At 62.9% G+C, this 20,515-nt stretch carries 21 protein-coding genes and 2 pseudogenes; 17 read left to right on the top strand and 6 right to left on the bottom strand.

Annotated elements, in window-relative coordinates:
• The first annotated feature begins 83 nt into the window (after positions 1 to 83).
• Both ACKZ62_RS17780 and ACKZ62_RS17775 read left to right on the top strand, forming a co-directional pair.
• On the top strand, positions 84 to 959 hold the full coding sequence (locus ACKZ62_RS17780) for a LysR family transcriptional regulator (RefSeq protein ID WP_032888423.1): 876 nt from the start codon (positions 84 to 86) through the stop codon (positions 957 to 959).
• 74 nt (positions 960 to 1,033) lie between these two features.
• Positions 1,034 to 1,420, top strand: a complete 387-nt coding sequence (locus tag ACKZ62_RS17775; RefSeq protein ID WP_095186008.1) for a DoxX family protein — start codon at positions 1,034 to 1,036, stop codon at positions 1,418 to 1,420.
• A 43-nt stretch (positions 1,421 to 1,463) separates the two neighbouring features.
• Here the strand turns inward: ACKZ62_RS17775 and ACKZ62_RS17770 are convergent, their stop codons facing one another.
• On the bottom strand, positions 1,464 to 2,282 hold the full coding sequence (locus ACKZ62_RS17770) for an alpha/beta fold hydrolase (RefSeq protein WP_032888427.1): 819 nt from the start codon (positions 2,280 to 2,282) through the stop codon (positions 1,464 to 1,466).
• 148 nt (positions 2,283 to 2,430) lie between these two features.
• On the opposite strand from ACKZ62_RS17770, the gene ACKZ62_RS17765 reads away from it, so the two are divergent.
• Entirely contained in the window at positions 2,431 to 3,498 is a 1,068-nt protein-coding gene (locus tag ACKZ62_RS17765) for an NAD(P)-dependent alcohol dehydrogenase (RefSeq protein ID WP_447095601.1), read from the top strand.
• Positions 3,499 to 3,635: 137 nt separating this feature from the next.
• On the opposite strand, the gene mntP is transcribed toward ACKZ62_RS17765, so the two are convergent.
• Both mntP and ACKZ62_RS17755 read right to left on the bottom strand, forming a co-directional pair.
• Positions 3,636 to 4,199, bottom strand: coding sequence for a manganese efflux pump MntP (gene mntP, locus ACKZ62_RS17760; protein WP_032888431.1), 564 nt, complete (start codon positions 4,197 to 4,199; stop codon positions 3,636 to 3,638).
• A 221-nt stretch (positions 4,200 to 4,420) separates the two neighbouring features.
• Positions 4,421 to 4,732, bottom strand: a complete 312-nt coding sequence (locus ACKZ62_RS17755; RefSeq protein WP_032888433.1) for a hypothetical protein — start codon at positions 4,730 to 4,732, stop codon at positions 4,421 to 4,423.
• Between the two features lie 217 nt (positions 4,733 to 4,949).
• Between ACKZ62_RS17755 and ACKZ62_RS17750 the strand changes: the two genes are divergently transcribed.
• Genes ACKZ62_RS17750 through ACKZ62_RS17740 form a run of 3 tightly spaced genes read left to right on the top strand, consistent with a single transcriptional unit; the run spans position 4,950 to position 7,100 of the window.
• A complete protein-coding gene (locus ACKZ62_RS17750) occupies positions 4,950 to 5,594 on the top strand; it encodes a secretin and TonB N-terminal domain-containing protein (protein WP_032888435.1) in 645 nt (214 codons plus the stop codon).
• The gene (locus ACKZ62_RS17745; protein WP_032888437.1) at positions 5,591 to 6,136 is read left to right on the top strand and encodes an RNA polymerase sigma factor; all 546 of its coding nucleotides are present in this window, start codon (positions 5,591 to 5,593) and stop codon (positions 6,134 to 6,136) included. Before ACKZ62_RS17750 ends, ACKZ62_RS17745 begins: the two co-directional genes overlap by 4 nt.
• 37 nt (positions 6,137 to 6,173) lie before the next feature.
• Positions 6,174 to 7,100 carry a FecR family protein gene (locus ACKZ62_RS17740; protein WP_447095600.1) on the top strand — a complete coding sequence of 309 codons (927 nt, stop codon included), beginning with the start codon at positions 6,174 to 6,176 and terminating at the stop codon, positions 7,098 to 7,100.
• A gap of 894 nt (positions 7,101 to 7,994) precedes the next feature.
• On the opposite strand, the gene ACKZ62_RS17735 is transcribed toward ACKZ62_RS17740, so the two are convergent.
• Positions 7,995 to 8,597, bottom strand: a complete 603-nt coding sequence (locus tag ACKZ62_RS17735) for a type II secretion system protein GspJ (RefSeq protein ID WP_122752800.1) — start codon at positions 8,595 to 8,597, stop codon at positions 7,995 to 7,997.
• Positions 8,594 to 9,046, bottom strand: a complete 453-nt coding sequence (gspH, locus tag ACKZ62_RS17730; protein WP_032885408.1) for a type II secretion system minor pseudopilin GspH — start codon at positions 9,044 to 9,046, stop codon at positions 8,594 to 8,596. The genes ACKZ62_RS17735 and gspH overlap by 4 nt, the downstream gene beginning before the upstream one ends.
• 93 nt (positions 9,047 to 9,139) lie before the next feature.
• Between gspH and ACKZ62_RS17725 the strand changes: the two genes are divergently transcribed.
• Entirely contained in the window at positions 9,140 to 9,571 is a 432-nt protein-coding gene (locus tag ACKZ62_RS17725) for a type II secretion system protein N (protein ID WP_032885407.1), read from the top strand.
• On the opposite strand, the gene gspI is transcribed toward ACKZ62_RS17725, so the two are convergent.
• Positions 9,558 to 9,923 carry a type II secretion system minor pseudopilin GspI gene (gspI, locus tag ACKZ62_RS17720; RefSeq protein ID WP_032885406.1) on the bottom strand — a complete coding sequence of 122 codons (366 nt, stop codon included), beginning with the start codon at positions 9,921 to 9,923 and terminating at the stop codon, positions 9,558 to 9,560. The genes ACKZ62_RS17725 and gspI overlap by 14 nt on opposite strands.
• Before the next feature lie 148 nt (positions 9,924 to 10,071).
• Between gspI and gspG the strand changes: the two genes are divergently transcribed.
• The 10 genes and pseudogenes from gspG (at position 10,072) to ACKZ62_RS17670 (ending at position 20,499) form a co-directional block, all read left to right on the top strand.
• Complete coding sequence (gspG, locus tag ACKZ62_RS17715) at positions 10,072 to 10,521, top strand: type II secretion system major pseudopilin GspG (RefSeq protein ID WP_032885405.1); 450 nt, start codon at positions 10,072 to 10,074, stop codon at positions 10,519 to 10,521.
• Between the two features lie 8 nt (positions 10,522 to 10,529).
• Positions 10,530 to 11,408 carry a type II secretion system minor pseudopilin GspK gene (gene gspK / locus ACKZ62_RS17710; protein ID WP_447095599.1) on the top strand — a complete coding sequence of 293 codons (879 nt, stop codon included), beginning with the start codon at positions 10,530 to 10,532 and terminating at the stop codon, positions 11,406 to 11,408.
• Complete coding sequence (gspL, locus tag ACKZ62_RS17705) at positions 11,405 to 12,475, top strand: type II secretion system protein GspL (RefSeq protein ID WP_122681461.1); 1,071 nt, start codon at positions 11,405 to 11,407, stop codon at positions 12,473 to 12,475. The genes gspK and gspL overlap by 4 nt, the downstream gene beginning before the upstream one ends.
• Positions 12,468 to 12,980, top strand: coding sequence for a type II secretion system protein M (gspM, locus tag ACKZ62_RS17700; RefSeq protein WP_122681462.1), 513 nt, complete (start codon positions 12,468 to 12,470; stop codon positions 12,978 to 12,980). Before gspL ends, gspM begins: the two co-directional genes overlap by 8 nt.
• Complete coding sequence (gspD, locus tag ACKZ62_RS17695; protein ID WP_179179196.1) at positions 12,977 to 15,283, top strand: type II secretion system secretin GspD; 2,307 nt, start codon at positions 12,977 to 12,979, stop codon at positions 15,281 to 15,283. The genes gspM and gspD overlap by 4 nt, the downstream gene beginning before the upstream one ends.
• A 139-nt stretch (positions 15,284 to 15,422) precedes the next feature.
• Positions 15,423 to 15,567 (top strand): annotated as a pseudogene (locus ACKZ62_RS17690) (type II secretion system protein GspE); the annotation flags it as partial.
• A 226-nt stretch (positions 15,568 to 15,793) separates the two neighbouring features.
• Positions 15,794 to 15,938: pseudogene (locus ACKZ62_RS17685) on the top strand (type II secretion system protein GspE); the annotation flags it as partial.
• Between the two features lie 226 nt (positions 15,939 to 16,164).
• The gene (gspE, locus tag ACKZ62_RS17680; RefSeq protein ID WP_122755897.1) at positions 16,165 to 17,583 is read left to right on the top strand and encodes a type II secretion system ATPase GspE; all 1,419 of its coding nucleotides are present in this window, start codon (positions 16,165 to 16,167) and stop codon (positions 17,581 to 17,583) included.
• A complete protein-coding gene (gene gspF, locus ACKZ62_RS17675; RefSeq protein WP_095185996.1) occupies positions 17,583 to 18,794 on the top strand; it encodes a type II secretion system inner membrane protein GspF in 1,212 nt (403 codons plus the stop codon). Before gspE ends, gspF begins: the two co-directional genes overlap by 1 nt.
• Positions 18,795 to 19,317: 523 nt before the next feature.
• Positions 19,318 to 20,499, top strand: coding sequence for a substrate-binding domain-containing protein (locus tag ACKZ62_RS17670; RefSeq protein WP_032885398.1), 1,182 nt, complete (start codon positions 19,318 to 19,320; stop codon positions 20,497 to 20,499).
• The last annotated feature ends 16 nt before the right edge of the window (positions 20,500 to 20,515 follow it).

Below are 20,515 nucleotides of genomic sequence, written 5' to 3'. Positions count from 1 at the left end.
GCCCAGCATATCGAGGAACGTCGGTGCAATAATGCAGCGATTAAACGGCACAGTGATGCAGATATGCAGCATAAGGAGTACGCATGAATTGGGATGACGCACGGGTATTCCTGGCGGTATGCCGCGAGTCCACACTGCGCGGCGCTGCACGGGTGCTGGGGGTGGACCAGGCCACCGTCGGGCGGCGGGTCAACGCCCTGGAAAAGTCCTTGAGCGCGACGCTGTTCCTGCGCACCTCCGAGGGCTACGCCTTGACCGCCGTGGGCGAAGCCGCGTTGCACTCGGTGGAAAAAATGGAGCGTTCGGCCCTGGACCTGGAGCGGCAGATCCAAGGCCTGGATGACCGCCTGACCGGCACCGTACGGGTCAGCACCACCGATTCCCTGGCCATCGACTTTATGATCCCTGCGATTGCGCGCCTCCACGCCCAGCACCCGGATGTGCGCGTGCAGTTGGACGCATCGACCCAGTTCCTGAGCCTGGCCAAACGTGAAACCGACATTGCCGTGCGCAACACCCGTCCCGACAGCCCCGACCTGATAGCCCGTCGCATCGCTCGATGGCCGCTGGGGTTGTTTGCTTCCCAGGCTTACGTCGATCGCCACGGGATTCCCGAGCCCGGCAGCCTGTTTGAAGGCCACGACCTGGTGGTCTACCAACCCTATCTGCAAACCCACAAAGACCTGACCCTGGTGTCCGAACCCTTGGGCCGTGGGCGCATTGTCGCGGCGTTGAGTTCCAGCCTGCTGGTGCGCCGCTCCATTGCCGCCGGGCTCGGTATCGGCGAGATCCCGGTGTACACCGGCGAGCGTGACGGCCTGGTTCGCCTTTGGCCCGAGCGCACGCGGCCGGTGCCTTATGACGTGTGGCTGGTGACCCACGCCGACCTGCGCCACACCGCGCGGGTGCGGGTAGTCATCGATGAAATCGTCGCGGGGTTTGCGGGGACGGGGGAGTAAAGGTCAGCACAGACTTGCAATCTTGAGGGGCGCTCTGTGGACACAATCGATGTGTCAACCAACAGGGAACACCTATGAACGAATCAAGACATCAGGATCTGGGGCTGTTGTTTCTGCGGGCGAGCGGGGCGTTGTTCCTGCTGTGGGTACACGGCTTGCCCAAATTGCTCAATTACAGCGAACAACTGAAGCTGATCGAAGACCCGTTTCACCTCGGCGCACACGTCACGCTGCTGCTGGCGATTTTTGCCGAAGTGCTGTGCCCGTTGCTGATCCTTGCCGGCGTGCTGGTGCGCCTGGCATGCCTGCCCATCCTGGCGGTGCTGTTGATCGCCATGGTGGTCGTGCATCCAGAGTGGACGTTGTTTGAAGGGCAGTTTGGGTGGTTGTTGCTGATCCTCTTTACCAGCGTGCTGATCGCCGGCCCGGGGCGTTTTGTGCTCGGTCAGCGTTTTGCCTGAATAAAAAAAGCCGGGCAAGCCCGGCTAAATAAGGAGAGCGGTTTCAGCGCTTCAGGAACGCCAGCAAGTCTTCGTTCAACGCCTGGGCGTGGGTCACGGCAAACCCGTGGGGCGCATCTTTGTAGACCTTCAATTCGGCGCCCTTGATCATCTCGGCGGCCACTTTACCGGTGGTTTCGAACGGCACGATCTGGTCGCCATCGCCATGGATCACCAGGGTCGGCACGTCGATCTTGGCCATGTCCGGGCGGAAGTCGGTTTCGGAGAAGGCCGTGACGCAATCCACGGTCGACTTGAGGGACGCCAGCATCGCGATTTGCAGGGTCTGGGTCAGCGTACCTTCGGAAACGGTCTGGCCCTTGTTGATGCCGAAGAACGGCGTGTTGAAATCAGCGATGAACTGCGCACGGTCTTTCAGCAAACCGGCCTTGATGCCGTCGAACACATCGGTCGGCACGCCCTGTGGGTAATCGGGCTTCTGGCCGAAGATCGGCGTCACTGCACCCAGCAGCACCAGGCCGGCTACCCGGGCACTGCCGTGGCGTGCGATGTAGCGCGCAACATCGCCACCGCCCATGGAGAAGCCCACCAGGGTCACCTCCTTGAGGTCCAGGTGTTCGATCAACTGCGCGATGTCATCGGCGAAGGTGTCGTAGTCGTTGCCGGTCCACGGCTGGTCCGAACGGCCAAAGCCACGGCGGTCGAACGCGATGGTGCGGTAACCACGGCTGCTCAGGTATTCCATCTGGTATTCCCACATGTCGGCATCCAGCGGCCAGCCGTGGCTGAACAGCACGGGCTTACCGCTGCCCCAGTCCTTGAAGTAGATCTGGGTACCGTCTTTGGCAACGAATGTGCTCATGGAAAACTCCTGATTGAGGGGGCGAGAAGACTCTAGCTCACTATTGCCGTAAACCTGACGAAGGGCTTGTATGGGTGTGCTTGGTTGAACGGTTCAGCGTCTATGCTGGTCCACTGACCTCTACCGTCAGATCACACAGGTGAACGAAATGGCCAAGACTTACAGCTACGCCGCCCAGAACGCCAAGGATGTCCTCAAGCCCTTTACCTTCGAGCGCCGCGCGCCAGGGGCTGACGATGTACAGATCGACATCCTCTATTGCGGCGTGTGCCACTCCGACTTGCACACCGTGCGCAACGAGTGGAACAACACCCTTTACCCGTCGGTCCCCGGCCATGAAATCGTCGGCCGTGTGACGGCAGTCGGCGCCAATGTCAGCAAATTCAAGGTCGGCGATCTCGCCGGTGTCGGCTGCATGGTCGACAGTTGCCAGCACTGCGCCTCCTGCGCCGAGGGCGAAGAGCAATACTGCGAGAGCGGTTTTACCGGCACCTACAACGGCCCGGTGTTCGGCGGTGAAAATACCTTTGGCGGCTACTCGGACAGCATCGTGGTCAAGGAAAAGTTCGTGCTGCGCATCTCCCACGACGATTCCAACCTGGCCGCTGTGGCGCCGTTGTTGTGTGCGGGCATCACCACGTATTCGCCGCTGCATCACTGGAAGGTCGGGCCCGGCAAGAAGGTCGGTGTAGTCGGCCTCGGCGGCCTCGGCCACATGGCGGTGAAGATCGCCCACGCCATGGGCGCTGAGGTCACGCTGTTCACCACCTCACCCAACAAACGCGAAGACGGCCTGCGCCTGGGCGCCGACCATGTGGTGGTGTCGAAGAACCCAGACGAAATGGCCAAGGTCGCCAACAGCCTGGACTTTATCCTCAACACCGTCGCCGCGCCGCATAACCTCGATGCGTTCCTTAACCTGCTCAAGCGTGACGGCACCATGACCCTGGTCGGCGCCCCCGACAGCCCGCACCCGTCGCCGACCGTGTTCAACCTGATTTTCAAGCGCCGCAGCCTGGCTGGTTCGCTGATCGGTGGGATCCAGGAGACCCAGGACATGCTCGACTTCTGCGCCAAGCACGGGATTGTCTCGGACGTGGAGATGATCGACATCCAAGGCATCAACGAAGCGTATGAGCGGATGCTCAAGGGCGATGTGAAGTATCGGTTCGTGATCGATATGGAGAGTTTGAAGAAGGAAAGCCACGCGGGCTGAACACCCGATCTCCTAACTACTGGAGAACCCCTGTGGGAGGGGGCGTGCCCCCGATAACGGTAGTACAGTCACAGCATCATTGACTGACCCACCGCCATCGGTGGCAAGCCACCTCCCACATTTGTTATGTGTGCACGTCAGACCGAGAGATGCTCGTAAAGAATCGTCGCACCCACCAGCATCAACACCACGCCGCCGACCATCTCGGCACGCTTGCCCACCACGGTGCCCAGCACCCGCCCGAGCATCATGCCGATGGTCACCATGGTCATGGTCGCCAGGCCAATCGCGGCGGAGGCCACCAGGATATTCACGTCGACGAACGCCAGGCCAACACCCACTGCCATCGCATCGATGCTGGTGGCAAACGCCGTGACGGCGAGGATCATGAACGAGTGCTGGGTCGGTTTCTCGGCTTCTTCGTCATCGGCCTTGAGCCCGTTCCAGATCATGTGCAGGCCCAAACCGACCAGCAGGGTGAAGGCGATCCAGTGGTCCCAGCTTTCCACCCAACGGGTGGCCACGTGGCCGATCGCCCAGCCGATCATCGGGGTGATGGCTTCGATCACACCAAAAATCACACCGGCACGCAGGGCTTCGGTCAAACGCGGTTTGTGCAGGCTGGAGCCTTTGCCGATGGCCGCCGCGAAGGCGTCCGTGGACATGGCCAGGGCGAGAAGAATCAGGGAAATGGGGTTCACGGTGAGGCTTCCAGTCGGGCTATAGGACACAACGACACAACCACGCGCCCGACTTTAGGCATGGATGTGTCGCTGGTCTCACCAACCGAAAAACGGTGTTCGCACCACGGCAGGTTGCCGAATATGTTGATACGAACGCTTCCAACGGGGTCAGAAGCCGGTTACTCCCCAACGAGGTGGCCGATCATAGGGGGGCAAAGATGAAAATTTCGTCAAAAGGCTCACGGCCGTTGCGGCTTGACCGACGTACCAAACGTATTGCCCATGCGCACGCTGGTTGCCGCCGGGGTGGATAAGCCCACGGCGTTCGGCGGCCGCTGCTCGATAGAAAGATGCTGCGCCTCACGGTTTTTCTTCGCCGCCTTGGTTGCATTCGTGTCATTGCCCATTTGTTGGCCCAGGCAGCCGTAATCCGGCGCCTTGTACCCATCCACCGTGACCTCGGTGCAACCGCTTGGCGCATTGTCGGCGTGGGCGAGTAAGGGCAGGGCGGCGCACAGCAACAGGCTGGCGAGGGTCGGGAGCAGCTTCATCATGGCCTCCTGGCAGGCCCGAAGGAGTGGGCCGGTATGGCTTGAGAGTCTAGTGCAGCGGGCTTCTCGTCACCGTGATGTTTTTTTTGCTATCACCGTAACATCAGGTTCATAAACGGGCCTCAGGATGACGGTTTTCTAGGGCGCGTCGGCCGTGCAGCGATGCTACGCAGGGGGTGAACAGGGAGCCTGGAGGCGCGCCGTATGCGCCCTGGTCTTGCTGTTGCTGCTGGCCGGCGGCGGGGTTGCGCGCGCGCAGTCGCCGCTGTTGCTGCTGAACCTGCCCGCGCAAGACCTTGAACACGCCCTGCAGGCCTATAGCCGCGCGACGGGGATAGCGGTGCTCGTGGACCGCGAGTTGACGCAGGGCCGACGCTCCCTCGCCGTGCGCGGTCGCTTCACGGCGCAGGAGGCTCTGGCGATGTTGCTGACAGGGAGCGGCCTGATGGCACGTTATGCACGCAGCGATGCGTTTACCTTGCAGTTGCCCGAGGTCAGCCAACCGCCCCCGGCGCATGGTGCGGCGGCCCGCAGTGCTGCGCGGATCAATAACAGCTACGCCACGGCCTTGCAGCAGGCCATCGAGACCAGCCTGTGCCGTTCGCCCCTGACTCGGCCCGGCAGTTTTCGTGCGCTGGTGCAGGTGTGGGTCAACCGCGACGGCATGATCGAACACAGCCGGCTGGTCAGCTCCACCGGCGATGAACAACGCGATGAAGCACTGGTCCGCAGCTTGGGCGCTGCACGGGTGGAACGCCCGGCGCCGAGTTCACTGCGTCAACCGGTGACTTTGCTCTTGATGCCCGACACCACAGGAACACGCATGGAATGCACAGCCGTAAAAGGAGCCTCGGGCGGATGAAAAATACCGGGCACAGCACGATGGTCAGCTTGTTCCTGGCCTCTTACGAAGATTTCAAGGTGCGTTTGCGCAAGCGTCTGGGCTCGGAGGACCTGGCCAATGACGTGTTGCACGAAACCTACCTGCGAGTCGACCGCATGGAGATGCCGCCGAACCTGGCGCAACCCAATGCCTACCTGTACCGCATGGCCCTGAACATCGCTGCCGACCGCCGCGAGGCCGACGCCCGTTTGCTGACCGGCAGCGAGGTGGAAGAACTGCTGCAAAGCGCCGACGAAGCCCAGGACCCGTCGCGGGTGGTGGGCGGTCAACGTGAAATCCAGTCCCTGGTCAAAGCCCTGTATGAACTGCCCTCGCGCCGACGCAAGATCCTGATCGCCGCCCGCCTGGAAGAGGCGCCGCACCTGGAAATCTCCCAGCGCTTCGGCATTTCCACGCGCATGGTCGAGAAGGAAATCAAGGCCGCACTGGGTCATTGCGCCAAACGTCTGGAAAGAAAAGTGATCCAGCGGTTCGGTCCCGGCGCCGGAAAACCGTCTTAGTGTTGAGTCCCTGATAAAACCGTGAGTATGTGCGCGCTTGAACATTTTTAGCCTCTCCATCGCTCGGCAATCCGCCGCCAGCCCCTTGCACGATGAAGCCCGCGACTGGCTGCTCCTGCTGACCTCGGGCCGCGCCACCGTGGCCGATGCCAAGGCCCTCAAAGCCTGGTGCGCCCAGAGCGCGGAGCATGCCCAGGCGTTTGAGCAGGCGAAGGGGTTGTGGCAGCAATTGGCACCGGCGCTTGAGCAACCGTCTGCGCCGCGTCAGTTCGGGCGTCGCGCATTTCTGGGGGCCGCGATTGCCGCGTCGGCGGCGGTGGTGATGGTGCGCGTCGGCGTGCCGGGCGGGTTTTCCGGGCTGACGGCGGACTATCGCACTGAGGTCGGCGAGCAGCGCCAAGTGCTGTTGAGTGACGGCGTGAGCCTGGAACTCAATACCCAGACGCGCATAAGCCGGGTGGGTCAGGGGATTGAATTGCTCGAAGGCGAGGTCGAGGTCGTCGCCCATATTGCGCAGCCGCTCAAGGTCCAGGCCGGGGAGGGCTGGGTCAGTGCGGCGCAGGCGCGGTTCAATGTGCGTCATACCGATCACAGGGTGTGTGTCACCTGTATCGAAGGGTCGCTGTCGGTGGACGTTGGCGGCAACAGCGTGAGTTTGGGCCGTGGTCGGCAAATGAGCTACGGCGCTGCCGGGGTCGGTGACGTGATCACCGTGGATACGCAGTCGGTGGTGGCCTGGCGTGAGCAGGTGCTGGTGTTTGACAACGCGACGTTGGCGACGGTGGTGGATGAGATCAACCGCTATCGGCCTGGGATGTTGGTGTTGCTTAACAAGGAACTGGGGCAGCGGCGGGTGCAGGCGCGGTTTAGTTTGCAGCAGTTGGCGGGCGTGGCGTTGTTGATACGGGATGCTTATGGGGCTAAGTGTACGGAGTTGCCTGGGGGGGTTGTTTTGTTGAGTTGAGGGTTGTGGGTGTACATATCCGTTATTTAGGTAACGGCTGCTTGTGGTTCCGCTCTTACAGCGGGTCACTTTTGTAAAGGCACAAAAGTAACCAAAAGGCCTTCGCCCCACCACTCGGTGCCTCGCCTAGGCTCGGCATGCCCGTAATCCGACATTGATTTGGGGGGCCGCCGCCACGCGCCATCCATGGCGCAGGGCGGCTAAACCGGCATCCCTGCCGGTTTACCCCCCAAATCAACGTCGGATTCCGGCCATCGTGGTTGACGGGGCGATTTCAGATCAAAAGCAAGAGCGCGGCGGCCTTAGAGCCGACCGGGTTCTCAGGTCGACCTCATTTCAAATGTGGGAGGGGGCTTGCTCCCGATGAGGGTGTGTCAGTTGATGCAGTTGTGACTGACCCACTGCCATCGGGAGCAAGCCCCCTCCCACAGTTTGATCTCCATAGATCAGACAGATAGGTTCTAGCCTGCCGTCCCGCTTTTGCTCTGCTTTTGCTCTGCTTTTGCTCTGCTTTTGATGTGCTTTTGATGTGCTTTTGATGTGCTTTTGATCTGGCTCTTACATCCTTTTCGCTGACGAAGTCAGCGGTCTTTTGATCTGCGCTTTTGATTGTGATCTTGATTTTGATCTTAGGCGCCCCGTCAAATACGCTGGCCGCACGCAGGCTTGAATCCGTGGGTAACCCGGCAGGACGCCGGGTTAGCCGCGCTGGGCCATGGATGGCCCATCGCGGCGGCCCACGGATTCAAGCCGGAGTGAGGGCACACCGAGCCTAGGCGAGGTGCCGAGTGTTGGGGCAAGAGCCCTTTGCTTACTTTGGGGCTTTTCCAAAGTGAGCCGCCGTAAGGGCGGAACCCTAAGCGGCCATCACCCAAATAACGGATATGCCCCCAATCACTCCCCCACCCGCAAAGGCCCCAAAACCTGCCGATACCGCTCAACACCCTGAGCGGTCTGCCTGACCAGCCTAACCTCCAACCCCAAAGGATCCCCCCGCCGATTCCCACTCAACTGCCGCCAGCCCTTATCCGTCTCCCACACCCGCACCTGCAAATCGCTCACCCCCGTCAACACCACCACGCCATCCTTGGCCGCCGGCAACGGAAACCGATCCCGCGCAGGCGCCGCCGCGCGATACAGGTTGTCGCCCTTGAGCCACCAGCGCACCCGTTGCAGCCCATCCCCGGCGACCGGTGCACGACGAATCACGTCCAACTCAAACCCCTTGCTGTCAGAGCTGCGCACCGTCACCGCGGCCAGTCCGTCGGCGTCGTCTGTCGGTGCGGTCAGTTCGACGCTGGCCCTGAGGCTGATGTCCCGCTGCAGCTGGTTCAGCACTCGCAACAACGCCTCAGTCTGTTCCGTGCTCGCCTGCAGGTGATGATCAGCGCGGGTCACGCTGTCGAGGCCGCGCCAGGCGATCAGGCTGACCACCGCCATCAACATGATCGCCACCATCACTTCGATCAGGGTGAAGCCCTTCTGCGCTGAACTCATGGCTGGCTCACCACGCGCATCAAACCGGCGGCATCGCGTTGCAGGCTGAGGCTGTGTTGCCCGTCGGACAGCACCACACGCACGGGTGGGTTGATCCACTCGGCATCGAGCACCAGGGTTTGCCGGGGTTCGATGTTGATTTGCATCGGCGTGCTCTCCCATAAGCGTGGGCGCAATTGGGCATCGCCTTGGAACGCCTCCATGCCCATCCCGTCATCACGGCGACGGTTGAAGCGAAACCCCTTGGCATCGGCGCGCCAGGTAATCGGGCGGCCGTCGGCGCGGGCTTCGGCCTGGGCCACTTGCAGCAATTGGCTCAGGCGCTCGGCGTCTTTGCGCAGCAGGTGCAGCGGGTCAGGCTTGATGCTCAGGCTGATGGCCGCGCTGGCGATGCCGATGATTACCAGCACCACCATTAGCTCGATCAGAGTGAAGCCGTGCTGTTTCATCGTGGGGCACCTGCTGAACTGGCGAGGTTGTGAAATAAAAACGTGCGAATTGGCCTGTACGCTGGAGATACGGACAAACAGGAGGTCCCACTCATGGCTTTTTCCCTGCGTTTTTCACCCGCCCAGGGCGTGCAGATCGGCGCGTTGCTGGCGGCTTTGGCTGGCGGGGTGGTGTGGACGCCGCTGCTACTCACGTCCGCCGAATCCCACACGCCCCAGGCCACCCCGCAGGCTCTGGCGGCGCGCAGCGATAACCCGGCGCTGCAATGGTTTGCCAATGCGCCGACGGCGTTGCAGGTCAAGGTCACTGGCGTGCTCGCTGGCGCGCGCGGTGCGGTGGCGATCCTCAGCCTCAACGACGGCCCGCCGCGCAGTTTTCTTTTGGGTGAACGCCTCAGCCCTGGCGTGCGGCTGACGGCTATCGAAGGCGATGGCGTGGAGATTGAGCGCGGTGGCGAGAAGCTGCGCGTCAACCTCGATAAGTTGCCGGATGCCCCTGCGTTGCCGCGCCTCACTCGGCCATGACCTGGGTGGCGAGCCGCGCCAGGGGCGGCGCCTCACGGCTGGCGTCGAGCACCAACACGCTGATTTGAAAGAGCGGGCCATCGGCGCTGACGGTCTGCTCGCACCGCAGCTTCAAGCGGCCCTGGTCGCACTCGAAGGTCTTCTTGCCGCTGCGCAGGCCGCCCTCCAGGCGCACCTCTGCCAGGCGACTTTGGGCCGCCAACAACGCCATCGACTTATCCCGCAGCAGCCCGTTGCTCTGGGTCATCAACCCGGCCACACGCACAGCGGCGGCCATGGCCACGGCAATGATCGCCAGCGCCACCAGCACTTCAATCAGGGTAAATCCTTGCTCGTTGCGATGGCCGTACATGGCGCTCTCAAAGCCCGTAAACAGGCCCGCAGACTAGCGCCGCGAGTTGACCGATTGGCGACCGAACCTCCCGAGGATTTTCAATACGACTGACATATGTTCTTGCAACACTGCGCCACGAAATGCAACCAACCCAAGGAATGTCGAGATGGATATCGCGCGCCTAACGTCCCCATTGCCAGGCCCTCGCGGCCAGCGTGGCTTTACCTTGATCGAGATCATGGTGGTGGTGGTCATCCTCGGGATTCTGGCGGCGATGGTGGTGCCCAAGGTGCTCGACCGGCCGGACCAGGCGCGGGCCACGGCGGCCAGGCAGGACATCGGCGGCTTGATGCAGGCGCTGAAACTCTACCGCCTCGACCACGGCACTTACCCGAACATGACCCAGGGCCTGAAAGTGCTGGTGGAACGCCCGGCGGATGCCAAGACCAACACTTGGCGCGCCTACCTTGACCGATTGCCGAATGACCCGTGGGGCCACCCGTATCACTACCTCAACCCGGGCGCCAATGGTGAAGTCGATGTGTTCTCCCTCGGCGCCGATGGCCAGCCGGATGGCGATGGCGTGAATGCCGATATTGGCTCCTGGCAGTTGTAAGGCGCGCCATGAAACAGTATTCGCCCCCAGTGGCGAAGCAGCGCGGCATGGCGATTATCAGCGCGTTGCTGATCGCCGCCGTGGTCGCGGTGATCGCCGGCGCCATGCTCACGCGCCAGACCGTGTTTACCCGCAGCCTGGAAGCCGAGCAGATGCGCACGCAGGGCCAGTGGCTGTTGCAGGGGGGGCTTGAGCGCAGCCGACAGATACTGTGGGAGGCGCGCCAGAAAGACGTGCTGACCCGCCTTGACCAACCTTGGGCCCGCGCTCAGGGCGGCACATTCGAAGGTCGGGTTGAAGACGAGCAGGGCAAGTTCAACCTGCGCAACCTGGTCAATCGCCAGCGGGTGGATGCCGAGCAATTGCAGAGTTTTGAACGCCTGTGCCGCCTGATCGGTGTTGACCCGGCAGTGAGCCGGCGTATCAGCCAGAGGGTCATCGCGTCCTATGCGCAACTCGATATGCCCGCCAAGTACCCGATGCTGCGCAGCCTGGATGACTTGAGCGGTGTGGAAGGCCTCGACGCCGCGGTGTTGCAGCGCATGCAGACCTATATCAGCGTGCTGCCCGACATGACTTGGGTCAACGGCAACACCGCCCGCGCCGAAGTGCTCAGCGCCGTGGTGCCCCAACTGAGTCTGTCCCAGGCCCAGGCGCTGGTGGCTGAACGTGACGGCGGGCATTGGTTTATCAACCGGGGGGATTTCGTCAATCGCCTGCACTTGCCCCAGGTGGCGGTGGACTCAGTGCAGGTCGGCATCACCAGCGAGTGGTTTCGCCTGCAAGGCCAGGCGCGGCAGGAGCAACGTCGGGTGACCCTCGACGCGCTGCTGCACCGTCCGGAAAACCGCCGGCCCCAGGTGATCTGGTCGCGGGTGGGCGTATGAAACGCTTGCGCATTGCCTTGCCGCCGCTGGCTGAATTGAGTGTGGATAGCCGGGTGAAATGGGCCTGGTGGGAGCGTGGCACGGTGGTCTCTGAAGGTCATGAGAGCCTGGCGCAATTGGGCAAGGGCCGCCACGCGGTGGACTGCTTTCTGCACCCCTGCGACAGCCTGCTGACAAGCCTCGAATTGCCGCCACTGCCTGCCGCCAAAACCCATGCCGCCGTGGCCTGCGCGGCCCAGGCGTTGATCCTCGGCCCAGTGGAACAGATGCAAGTGGCTCACGGCCCGCGCGAAAGCGATGGCCGCGTGCAGGTTGGTTGGGTGCCGAAGGCTGGGCTGGAACGACTCAGCCAGGTCCTGGCGCAGGCGCCACTCAAACTGCGCGGCCTGTATCCCGCGCCCTATGCCTTGCCGGTAGGGGCTGCGGCGTTGGATGAAGGCTATTTGTTGACGCGCGACAGCCTGCAACAAGCAGCGGTGCACCCGCTGGGTTTGCAGGCGCTCGATGTACCGCTGGTGGACGCGGCGCAGCGTTGGGCCGGTGCCGTGCCGAGCTGGGGCCTGCACGCGCGTCTCAGCCAAGCGTCCAGCGGTGGCTGGGGCAGGGCGCTGGGCTGTGTCGCGTTGGCTGCCGTCGTGTGGACGGTCGGCCTCAACCTGTACGCCGCCCGCCAGGCGGATGAAGGCCAGCGGCTCAAGGCGTTGATGAGCCAGCAGGTACGCCAGGCGTTTCCTGAATTGCCGGTGGTGCTCAACCCGTTGCAGCAGGCCCGTCAGCAACTGACTGCACGCCAGACTGGCGCCGCCGCCGACCCCGGCCAGCGCTTTCCCAGCCTGCTGCAACTGGTGGGCAGCCATCTGCCGTTTATGGTGGGCAGCGTCGACACCCTGACCTTTGAGCAGGGGCGATTGCACCTGGAGCTGCTGGCTGACAGCCGCAGCCCGGCGGCCGAGGGCGAGTGGCAAGCCGCGTTGGCCCAGGCAGGTTTTACCGCCACAAGGGACGACCATGGCTGGAGCATTGCGCCCGCGCAGGTCGCGGAAAAACCTGGAGCCGGCGATGAATAAATGGCACCGCGTACGCAGCCAGACCCATGTGTTCTGGAACGGCCTGGCCCTGCGTGAAAAACGCATGCTGGTGGGGGCCGGTCTGGTGCTGGCGAGCCTGTTGACCTGGCTGATTCTGGTCCAGCCCGCGCTTAAAAAGATCGACTATTGGCAAGCCGAAACCCCCAAGCTGCGCGCCCAGGCTGCCGCGTTGCAGGTGCTGTTGCAGGACGTCACAGCACCTCGGCCCGCCGACGAAGCTGCGCTGCGCCAGGCCTTGGACAGCGCCGGTCTGCGCGAGCATTACCAGTTGCAGGCGCTGGATGCTGGCGGTTGGCGCCTGACCTTTGACAACGCCCCGGCGGACGCTGTGGTGGGCTGGTTGTTGGGCAATCCCCGAACCTTTTCTCTGGAAGTGTCCGAGGCACGTTTGCAGCGTGCCCCGGACACCGTCGACACCTCGGCCGGCACTGTGTCCGGGACCGTTCGCATGGATCAGGCGCTTGGCGCTAAGGAAGCTTCATGAAGTGGTCAGTCCCCCCTTTTCGTATGGCCGCGCCACTGCTGTTGCTGGCGCTCAGTGCATGCAGCACCCAGCAGGCCACCCAGCCGTTGTTGGTGGACAGCGAACTCGGCCAGCCGTTGGCCGAGACCCGCCGCGGCGGCGATACCGTGCTGGATCGCCAGCGCGAACTTGTCCCCAAACCCGCCATACAGCACCGGGTGACCAACAGCGCCCGAGGCCAGGCCCCGACGACCGTCAAGGCACGTAATCCGCTGGGCGACCAACCGGTGCAGCTCAACTTTGTCGACGCCGATATTCAGGCCGTGGTGCGCGCACTGTCCCGTGCTACCGGTCAGCAGTTCCTGGTGGACCCACGTGTCAAAGGCAACCTGACCCTGGTCAGCGAAGGCCAGGTCCCCGCGCATCAGGCCTACGACATGCTGTTGGCGGCGCTGCGCATGCAGGGGTTCAGCGTGGTTGATGTCGGCGGCGTGGCCCAGGTGGTGCCGGAGGCCGATGCCAAGTTGCTCGGCGGGCCGATCTACAGCGCCGGCAGCAGCGGCATGCAGACCCGTACCTTCCGCCTGCAATACGAAAACGCGGTGAACCTGATCCCGGTGCTGCGCCCCATCGTGTCGCCAAACAACCCGATCAACGCCTACCCCGGTAACAACAGCATCGTCATCACCGACTACGCGGAAAACCTCGCGCGGGTCGCGCAGATCATCAGTGGCATCGACACGCCCAGCGCCATCGACACTGACGTGGTGCAAATCCAGAACGGCATTGCTGTCGATATCGCGGCCATGGTCGCCGAGCTCCTGGAAACCCAGGGGGCCGACCAGACCCAGAAGATCAATGTGATTGGCGATCCGCGTTCCAACTCCATCATCATTCGCTCCGGCAGCCCCGAGCGCACGGAGCTGGCGCGTAACTTGATCTACAAGCTCGACAACGCCCAAAGCAACCCCAGCAACATGCACGTGGTGTACCTGCGCAACGCCCAGGCGGGCAAGCTGGCCCAGTCGCTGCGCGGGTTGCTGACCGGCGAGAGTGACGCCGGGGTCAGCGACGAGGCGCGCAGCAAACTCAGCGCCATGGGCGGCAATGGCCAGAACACCACCCCAGCCAGCAATGCGCAGAACAGCAGTGGCACGCCCACCGGCAGTGGCGTGCAATCGAGCTATGGCCAGGATTCACCCTCCACTGCCAGCCCGTCCAAGGATCAGGACACTGCGTTCAGCGCCGGCGGCGTAACCATCCAGGCAGACGCCACCACCAACACCTTGCTGATCTCCGCGCCGGACCCGCTGTACCGCAACCTGCGGGAAGTGATCGACATGCTCGATCAACGCCGCGCCCAAGTGGTGATCGAAAGCCTGATCGTCGAAGTTGGCGAGGACGACGCCACGGAATTCGGCGTGCAATGGCAGGCCGGCAACCTGGCGGGCAAAGGCGGGTTTGGCGGCGTCAACCTCGGCGGCAGCGGTGTGAATGGCACGCCCACCAGTCCCACCAGCATTGATGTGTTGCCCAAGGGCCTGAACATCGGCCTGGTCAACGGCACCGTGGATATTCCAGGGATCGGCAAGGTGCTCGACCTCAAGGTGCTGGCCCGCGCCTTGAAGAGCAAGGGCGGCACCAACGTGCTGTCCACGCCCAACCTGCTGACCCTGGATAACGAAGCGGCGAGCATTTTTGTGGGGCAGACGATTCCGTTTGTCACCGGCAGTTATGTGACCGGCGGCGGGGGCACCAGCAATAACCCGTTCCAGACCGTGCAGCGCGAAGAAGTGGGGCTCAAGCTGAACGTGCGCCCGCAGATTTCCGAGGGCGGCACGGTGAAGCTGGATATCTATCAGGAAGTCAGCAGTGTGGATTCCCGGGCGTCGGTGGCAGCGGGCACGGTGACCAACAAGCGCGCGATCGATACTAGCATCCTGCTGGATGACGGGCAGATCATGGTGCTGGGTGGGTTGCTGCAGGATGGCTATAGCCAGAGCAACGACGCGGTGCCGTGGCTATCGGATATTCCGGGGTTGGGGGCGTTGTTTCGCAATGAGAAGCGCAGTGTGAGCAAGACCAACCTCATGGTGTTTTTGCGGCCTTACATCATTCGCGACAGTGGGGCGGGGCGCAGTATTACCTTGAACCGCTATGAGTTTATGCGTCGGGCGCAGGGTGGGTTGCAGCCGGAACACAGTTGGGCGATGCCGGATGTGCAGGCGCCGCAGTTGCCTTCGGTGGAGAAGGCGATTCCGGGCGGGCAGCAGCCGGGGCCGAGGGCGGTGATTCGGGCTGTACCGGTAGGTACACGGCCATGAATCCAAATGAAGATCTGAATGTGGGAGGGGGCTTGCTCCCGATGAGGGTGTGTCAGCCACAGATGTACACACTGACCCACCGCTATCGGGGGCAAGCCCCCTCCCACATTTGGACCGTGCTCGGTCAGGAAGATACCTTGTGAGCCTTCTCCCTTACGCCTGGGCCAAATCCCAACGCATCCTCCTGCGCCCCGGCGAGGACGGTATGTTGCTGACCGTCTGCCCCTCAACCCCCGGCTGGTCGATCAGCGAAGTGCAGCGCCAGTTCGGCCAGTCGCGGATTGAGCAGGTGGAGAAAGCGATTCCGGGCGGGGCAGCAGCCGGGGCCGAGGGCGGTGATTCGAGCTGTACCGGTAGGTGCACGGCCATGAATCCAAATGAAGATCTGAATGTGGGAGGGGGCTTGCTCCCGATGAGGGTGTGTCAGCCACAGATGTACACACTGACCCACCGCTATCGGGGGCAAGCCCCCTCCCACATTTGGACCGTGCTCGGTCAGGAAGATGCCTTGTGAGCCTTCTCCCTTACGCCTGGGCCAAATCCCAACGCATCCTCCTGCGTCCCGGCGAGGACGGCATGTTGCTGACCGTCTGCCCCTCAACTCCCGGCTGGTCGATCAGCGAAGTGCAGCGCCAGTTCGGCCAGTCGCGGATTGAGCAGGTGGAGAGGGCGATTCCGGGGGGGGCAGCAGCCGGGACCGAGGGCGGTGATTCGGGCTGTACCGGTAGGTGCACGGCCATGAATCCAAATGAAGATCTGAATGTGGGAGGGGGCTTGCCCCCGATGAGGGTGTGTCAGCCACAGATGTACACACTGACCCACCGCTATCGGGGGCAAGCCCCCTCCCACATTTGGACCGTGCTCGGTCAGGAAGATGCCTTGTGAGCCTGCTCCCCTACGCCTGGGCCAAATCCCAACGCATCCTCCTGCGCCCCGGCGAGGACGGCATGTTGCTGACCGTCTGCCCCTCAACCCCCGGCTGGTCGATCAGCGAAGTGCAGCGCCAGTTCGGCCAGTCGCGGATTGAGCAGATACGCGATGACGAACTCGACGGTCTCCTGGCCAGTGCCTACGCCGACACCGGCAGCGCCGCCGCCGTGGTGGGCGCGGCGGAAAACGAGGTCGACCTCGACCGCCTGATGCAGGACATGCCCGAGATCACCGACCTGCTCGACACCCAGGACGGTGCGCCGGTGATCCGCATGATCAACGCCTTGCTCACCCAGGCAGCGCGGGACGAGGCCAGTGATATTCATATCGAGCCCTACGAAACCCATTCCGTGGTGCGCTACCGCGTCGACGGCACGCTGCGCGATGTGGTGTCGCCACGCAAGGCGCTGCATGGCGCGTTGGTGTCGCGGATCAAGATCATGGCTCAACTCGACATCGCCGAAAAACGCCTGCCCCAGGACGGGCGCATTGCGTTGCGTGTGGCCGGGCGGCCGATTGATATTCGAGTGTCGACGGTGCCCACCGGGCATGGCGAGCGGGTGGTGATGCGTTTGCTCGACAAGCAGGCCGGGCGTTTGCAGTTGGAGACTCTGGGCATGGAGCCGCAGTTGCTCGCGCGCCTCGATACCTTGATCCGCCAGCCCCACGGCATTGTGCTGGTCACCGGGCCCACCGGCAGTGGCAAGACCACCAGCCTGTACGCGGCGTTGGCGCGGTTGGACGCGAGCACCAGCAATATCCTTACCGTGGAAGACCCGGTGGAATACGACTTGCCGGGCATCAGCCAGATCCAGGTCAACGCCAAGATCGACATGACCTTCGGCCTGGCGCTGCGGGCCATTCTGCGTCAGGACCCGGACATCATCATGATCGGTGAAATCCGCGACTTGGAGACCGCGCAGATCGCCGTGCAGGCCTCGCTCACCGGTCACTTGGTACTCGCCACGTTGCACACCAACGATGCTGTGTCGGCGGTGAACCGCTTGATCGACATGGGCGTCGAGCCGTTCCTGTTGGCGTCGTCATTGCTGGGTGTGTTGGCCCAGCGGTTGGTGCGCCGCCTGTGCCCCCATTGCAAGCAGGAAGATCCTGCCGCGCCGGGCACCTGGCGTCCGGTGGGGTGCTCGCACTGCAACCAGGTCGGTTACAGCGGGCGTACCGGTATCCATGAATTGTTCTGCGTCGACGACGATGTGCGCAGCCTGATTCACCAAGGCGCCGGCGAGCAGGATTTGCGCCTGGCCGCGCGGCGGGCCGGGATGTTCAGCATGCGTGAAGACGGTGAGCGCTGGGTGCGCAGCGGCGTCACGGCCCCCGAAGAAATCCTGCGCGTGACACGGGACGCCTGATGAATCGCTATCGCTATGAAGCCGCGGATGCCAGCGGCAAAGTCGAGGTCGGGCATGTGGAGGCCGACAGCCAGAGCGCAGCGTTTGCCCACTTGCGCGGGCGGGGTTTGACGGCCTTGTTGGTGCAGATCGAAGGCGGCCAGCCAGCGGCGGCGGGCAGTAGCCTGTTCACGCCCAAGCTCTCGGACAACGACTTGGCCTGGGCCACGCGGCAACTGGCGAGCCTGCTCGGCGCCAGCCTGCCGTTGGAGGCGGCGCTGAGTGCCACGGTGGAGCAGGCCGAGAAAAAGCACATCGCCCAGACGTTGGCGGCCGTGCGTGGGGATGTGCGCGGCGGCATGCGCCTGGCGGATGCGTTGGCGGCGCGGCCTCGGGACTTTCCGTCGATCTACCGTGCGTTGATTGCGGCGGGGGAGGAGTCCGGTGACTTGGCCCAGGTGATGGAGCGCCTGGCGGACTACATCGAGGAACGCAACAACCTGCGCGGCAAGATTCTCACCGCGTTTATCTACCCCGGTGTGGTGGGGCTGGTGTCCATCGGCATTGTGATTTTTTTGCTCAGTTACGTGGTGCCCCAGGTGGTCAGTGCGTTTTCCCAGGCGCGTCAGGACCTGCCGGGGCTGACGCTGGCGATGCTCAACGCCAGCGACTTTATCCGCGCGTGGGGCTGGCTGTGTTTCGCCGGGATTGTCGGCGGTTTCTGGAGTTGGCGTTTGTACCTGCGCAACCCGGTGGCGCGCTTGAATTGGCACAGTCGCGTGCTGCGCCTGCCGCTGATCGGGCGCTTTGTACTGGGTCTGAACACGGCGCGGTTTGCCTCGACCCTGGCCATCCTCGGTGGTGCTGGCGTGCCGCTGTTGCGGGCGCTGGAGGCGGCGCGCCAAACCTTGTCCAACGAGCGCCTGAGCCAGTGCGTCAACGACGCCACTGCCAAGGTACGCGAAGGGGTCAACCTGGCGCCGGCGCTGGCGGTGGAGAAAGTCTTTCCGCCGGTATTGATCCACCTGATCGCCAGCGGCGAAAAAACCGGCTCGCTGCCGCCGATGCTTGAACGTGCAGCGCAGACGCTGTCGCGGGATATCGAACGCCGGGCCATGGGCATGACCGCGCTGCTGGAGCCGCTGATGATCGTGGTGATGGGGGCGGTGGTGCTGGTGATTGTGATGGCGGTGCTGTTGCCGATCATCGAGATCAACCAACTCGTTACCTGATCAAACGGCGTGAGCGGGCTTACTGGGGTGAGCGGGCTTGCCCCGCGCTGGGTGGTGAAGCCACCCCAAAACCTGACACGGCACCCTCTCTGAGACACCGCGTTTTGTCGGGGGGCAGATCCATTGCGTGGAAATCCAGTTCTATTGGGGGGCGAGCGTCCTCCACCACTCAACGCGTTTTTCAGTTGTTTTTTTGGTATCCCGATGTCCGGGTTCCAACCTCGGGTTCCTCATTCCGTCATCTGCCAACGGTTCCTGCCGCCTCCACGGCAGGGCCTCTGAAACCTCGCTGTCACCTGGGCTGAAATCGCTCAGAATCATGACCAAAACACCCGAGAATCTTTTTAAAAATCAAGTGTTTCCTCCCGAGGTTTTTTCCTACATCTGTCATCGGAAACTGCGACTTTCTCTTCCATGGTTTTCACCCCCGGCCACCCCTTTATCACGGCTTGGGACCGAAGCCATGGCGTCATGCAAGAGCCATCTACCCCAAACGTACAAACACGACGAAAGGAGATTCTTCATGTTTAAGCGCAACGTTCTCGCGGTATCCATGACCCTCGCTGCACTGTGCTCGGCCCAGGCTGCAATGGCTGACATCAACGGCGGCGGCGCAACCTTGCCACAGCCGCTGTACCAAACCTCCGGCGTCCTCACCACTGGCTTCGCCGCCTACATCGGCGTGGGCAGCGGCAACGGCAAGGCGGCTTTCCTGAACAACGATTACACCAAGTTCGTGGCGGGCGTGACTAACAAGAACGTGCACTGGGCAGGCAGCGATTCCAAGCTGACGGCTGCTGAGCTGCTGGCTTACCAAACCAACAAACAAGCGACTTGGGGCAAGTTGATCCAGGCGCCTTCGGTGGCCACTTCGGTCGCCATTCCATTCAACAAGGCTGGCGCCAACGCGGTTGATCTGAGCGTCAACCAACTGTGCGGCGTGTTTTCGGGCCGCTTGACCGACTGGAGCCAGATCACTGGTTCGGGTCGCACCGGCGCGATCAAAGTGATCTACCGCAGCGAGTCCAGCGGTACCACCGAACTGTTCACGCGCTTCCTCAACGCCAAGTGCGCTGAGACGCAACCGTTCGCCGTGACCACCACCTTTTCGTCCAGCTACGGTGCAGGCTTGCCTGCTGGCGCAGTGGCCGCTACCGGCAGCCAAGGCGTAATGACCGCGTTGAACGCTCAAGATGGCGCGATCACCTACATGAGCCCGGATTACGCGGCGACCACCTTGGCCGGTCTGGATGACGCCACCAAAGTGGCCAAGATTGGCGGTGTTTCGCCAGCGCCTGCCAACGTTTCCACCGCCATTGGCCAGATCCCTGCGCCAACCGAAGCCCGTGCCGATGGTTCGTTCATCGACGCCACTAACCCGGACAACTGGGTACCGGTATTCGCTGCCACCGCCAGCGGCCCGGCGACGTTCGCCTACCCATCCAGCGGCTACCCGATCCTGGGCTTCACTAACGTGATCTTCAGCCAGTGCTACGCCGACGCCACCCAGACCACCCAGGTCCGTGCGTTCTTCAACCGCCACTACGGCAACCTGATCAACAACGACACCGCCATCAACAACAACCGCTTCGTGCCGCTGCCAGCCAACTGGAAAAAAGCCGTGCGTGACACCTTTGCCACCGCTTCCAGCGCTCAAGGCATCGGTAACACCAGCGTCTGCAACGCCATCGGTCGTCCGCTGTAACCCAGGCTTTCAACGA

This window comes from Pseudomonas sivasensis, assembly GCF_052938085.1.
The sequence above is the reverse complement of the archived record's forward strand: the minus strand, read 5'-3'. Positions and strand labels throughout refer to the sequence as shown.

What these genes read in the sequence shown, in the direction of transcription:
- gspF (WP_095185996.1), top strand. Translation starts at nt 17,583, where the DNA reads ATGAATCGCTATCGCTATGAAGCCGCGGATGCCAGCGGCAAAGTCGAG.
- gspH (WP_032885408.1), bottom strand. Translation starts at nt 9,046, where the DNA reads ATGAAACAGCACGGCTTCACTCTGATCGAGCTAATGGTGGTGCTGGTA.
- ACKZ62_RS17770 (WP_032888427.1), bottom strand. Translation starts at nt 2,282, where the DNA reads ATGAGCACATTCGTTGCCAAAGACGGTACCCAGATCTACTTCAAGGAC.
- gspG (WP_032885405.1), top strand. Translation starts at nt 10,072, where the DNA reads ATGGATATCGCGCGCCTAACGTCCCCATTGCCAGGCCCTCGCGGCCAG.
- gspL (WP_122681461.1), top strand. Translation starts at nt 11,405, where the DNA reads ATGAAACGCTTGCGCATTGCCTTGCCGCCGCTGGCTGAATTGAGTGTG.
- ACKZ62_RS17725 (WP_032885407.1), top strand. Translation starts at nt 9,140, where the DNA reads ATGGCTTTTTCCCTGCGTTTTTCACCCGCCCAGGGCGTGCAGATCGGC.
- ACKZ62_RS17780 (WP_032888423.1), top strand. Translation starts at nt 84, where the DNA reads ATGAATTGGGATGACGCACGGGTATTCCTGGCGGTATGCCGCGAGTCC.
- ACKZ62_RS17765 (WP_447095601.1), top strand. Translation starts at nt 2,431, where the DNA reads ATGGCCAAGACTTACAGCTACGCCGCCCAGAACGCCAAGGATGTCCTC.
- gspM (WP_122681462.1), top strand. Translation starts at nt 12,468, where the DNA reads ATGAATAAATGGCACCGCGTACGCAGCCAGACCCATGTGTTCTGGAAC.
- gspD (WP_179179196.1), top strand. Translation starts at nt 12,977, where the DNA reads ATGAAGTGGTCAGTCCCCCCTTTTCGTATGGCCGCGCCACTGCTGTTG.
- gspK (WP_447095599.1), top strand. Translation starts at nt 10,530, where the DNA reads ATGAAACAGTATTCGCCCCCAGTGGCGAAGCAGCGCGGCATGGCGATT.
- ACKZ62_RS17745 (WP_032888437.1), top strand. Translation starts at nt 5,591, where the DNA reads ATGAAAAATACCGGGCACAGCACGATGGTCAGCTTGTTCCTGGCCTCT.
- ACKZ62_RS17755 (WP_032888433.1), bottom strand. Translation starts at nt 4,732, where the DNA reads ATGAAGCTGCTCCCGACCCTCGCCAGCCTGTTGCTGTGCGCCGCCCTG.
- ACKZ62_RS17735 (WP_122752800.1), bottom strand. Translation starts at nt 8,597, where the DNA reads ATGAGTTCAGCGCAGAAGGGCTTCACCCTGATCGAAGTGATGGTGGCG.
- ACKZ62_RS17670 (WP_032885398.1), top strand. Translation starts at nt 19,318, where the DNA reads ATGTTTAAGCGCAACGTTCTCGCGGTATCCATGACCCTCGCTGCACTG.
- gspI (WP_032885406.1), bottom strand. Translation starts at nt 9,923, where the DNA reads ATGTACGGCCATCGCAACGAGCAAGGATTTACCCTGATTGAAGTGCTG.
- ACKZ62_RS17775 (WP_095186008.1), top strand. Translation starts at nt 1,034, where the DNA reads ATGAACGAATCAAGACATCAGGATCTGGGGCTGTTGTTTCTGCGGGCG.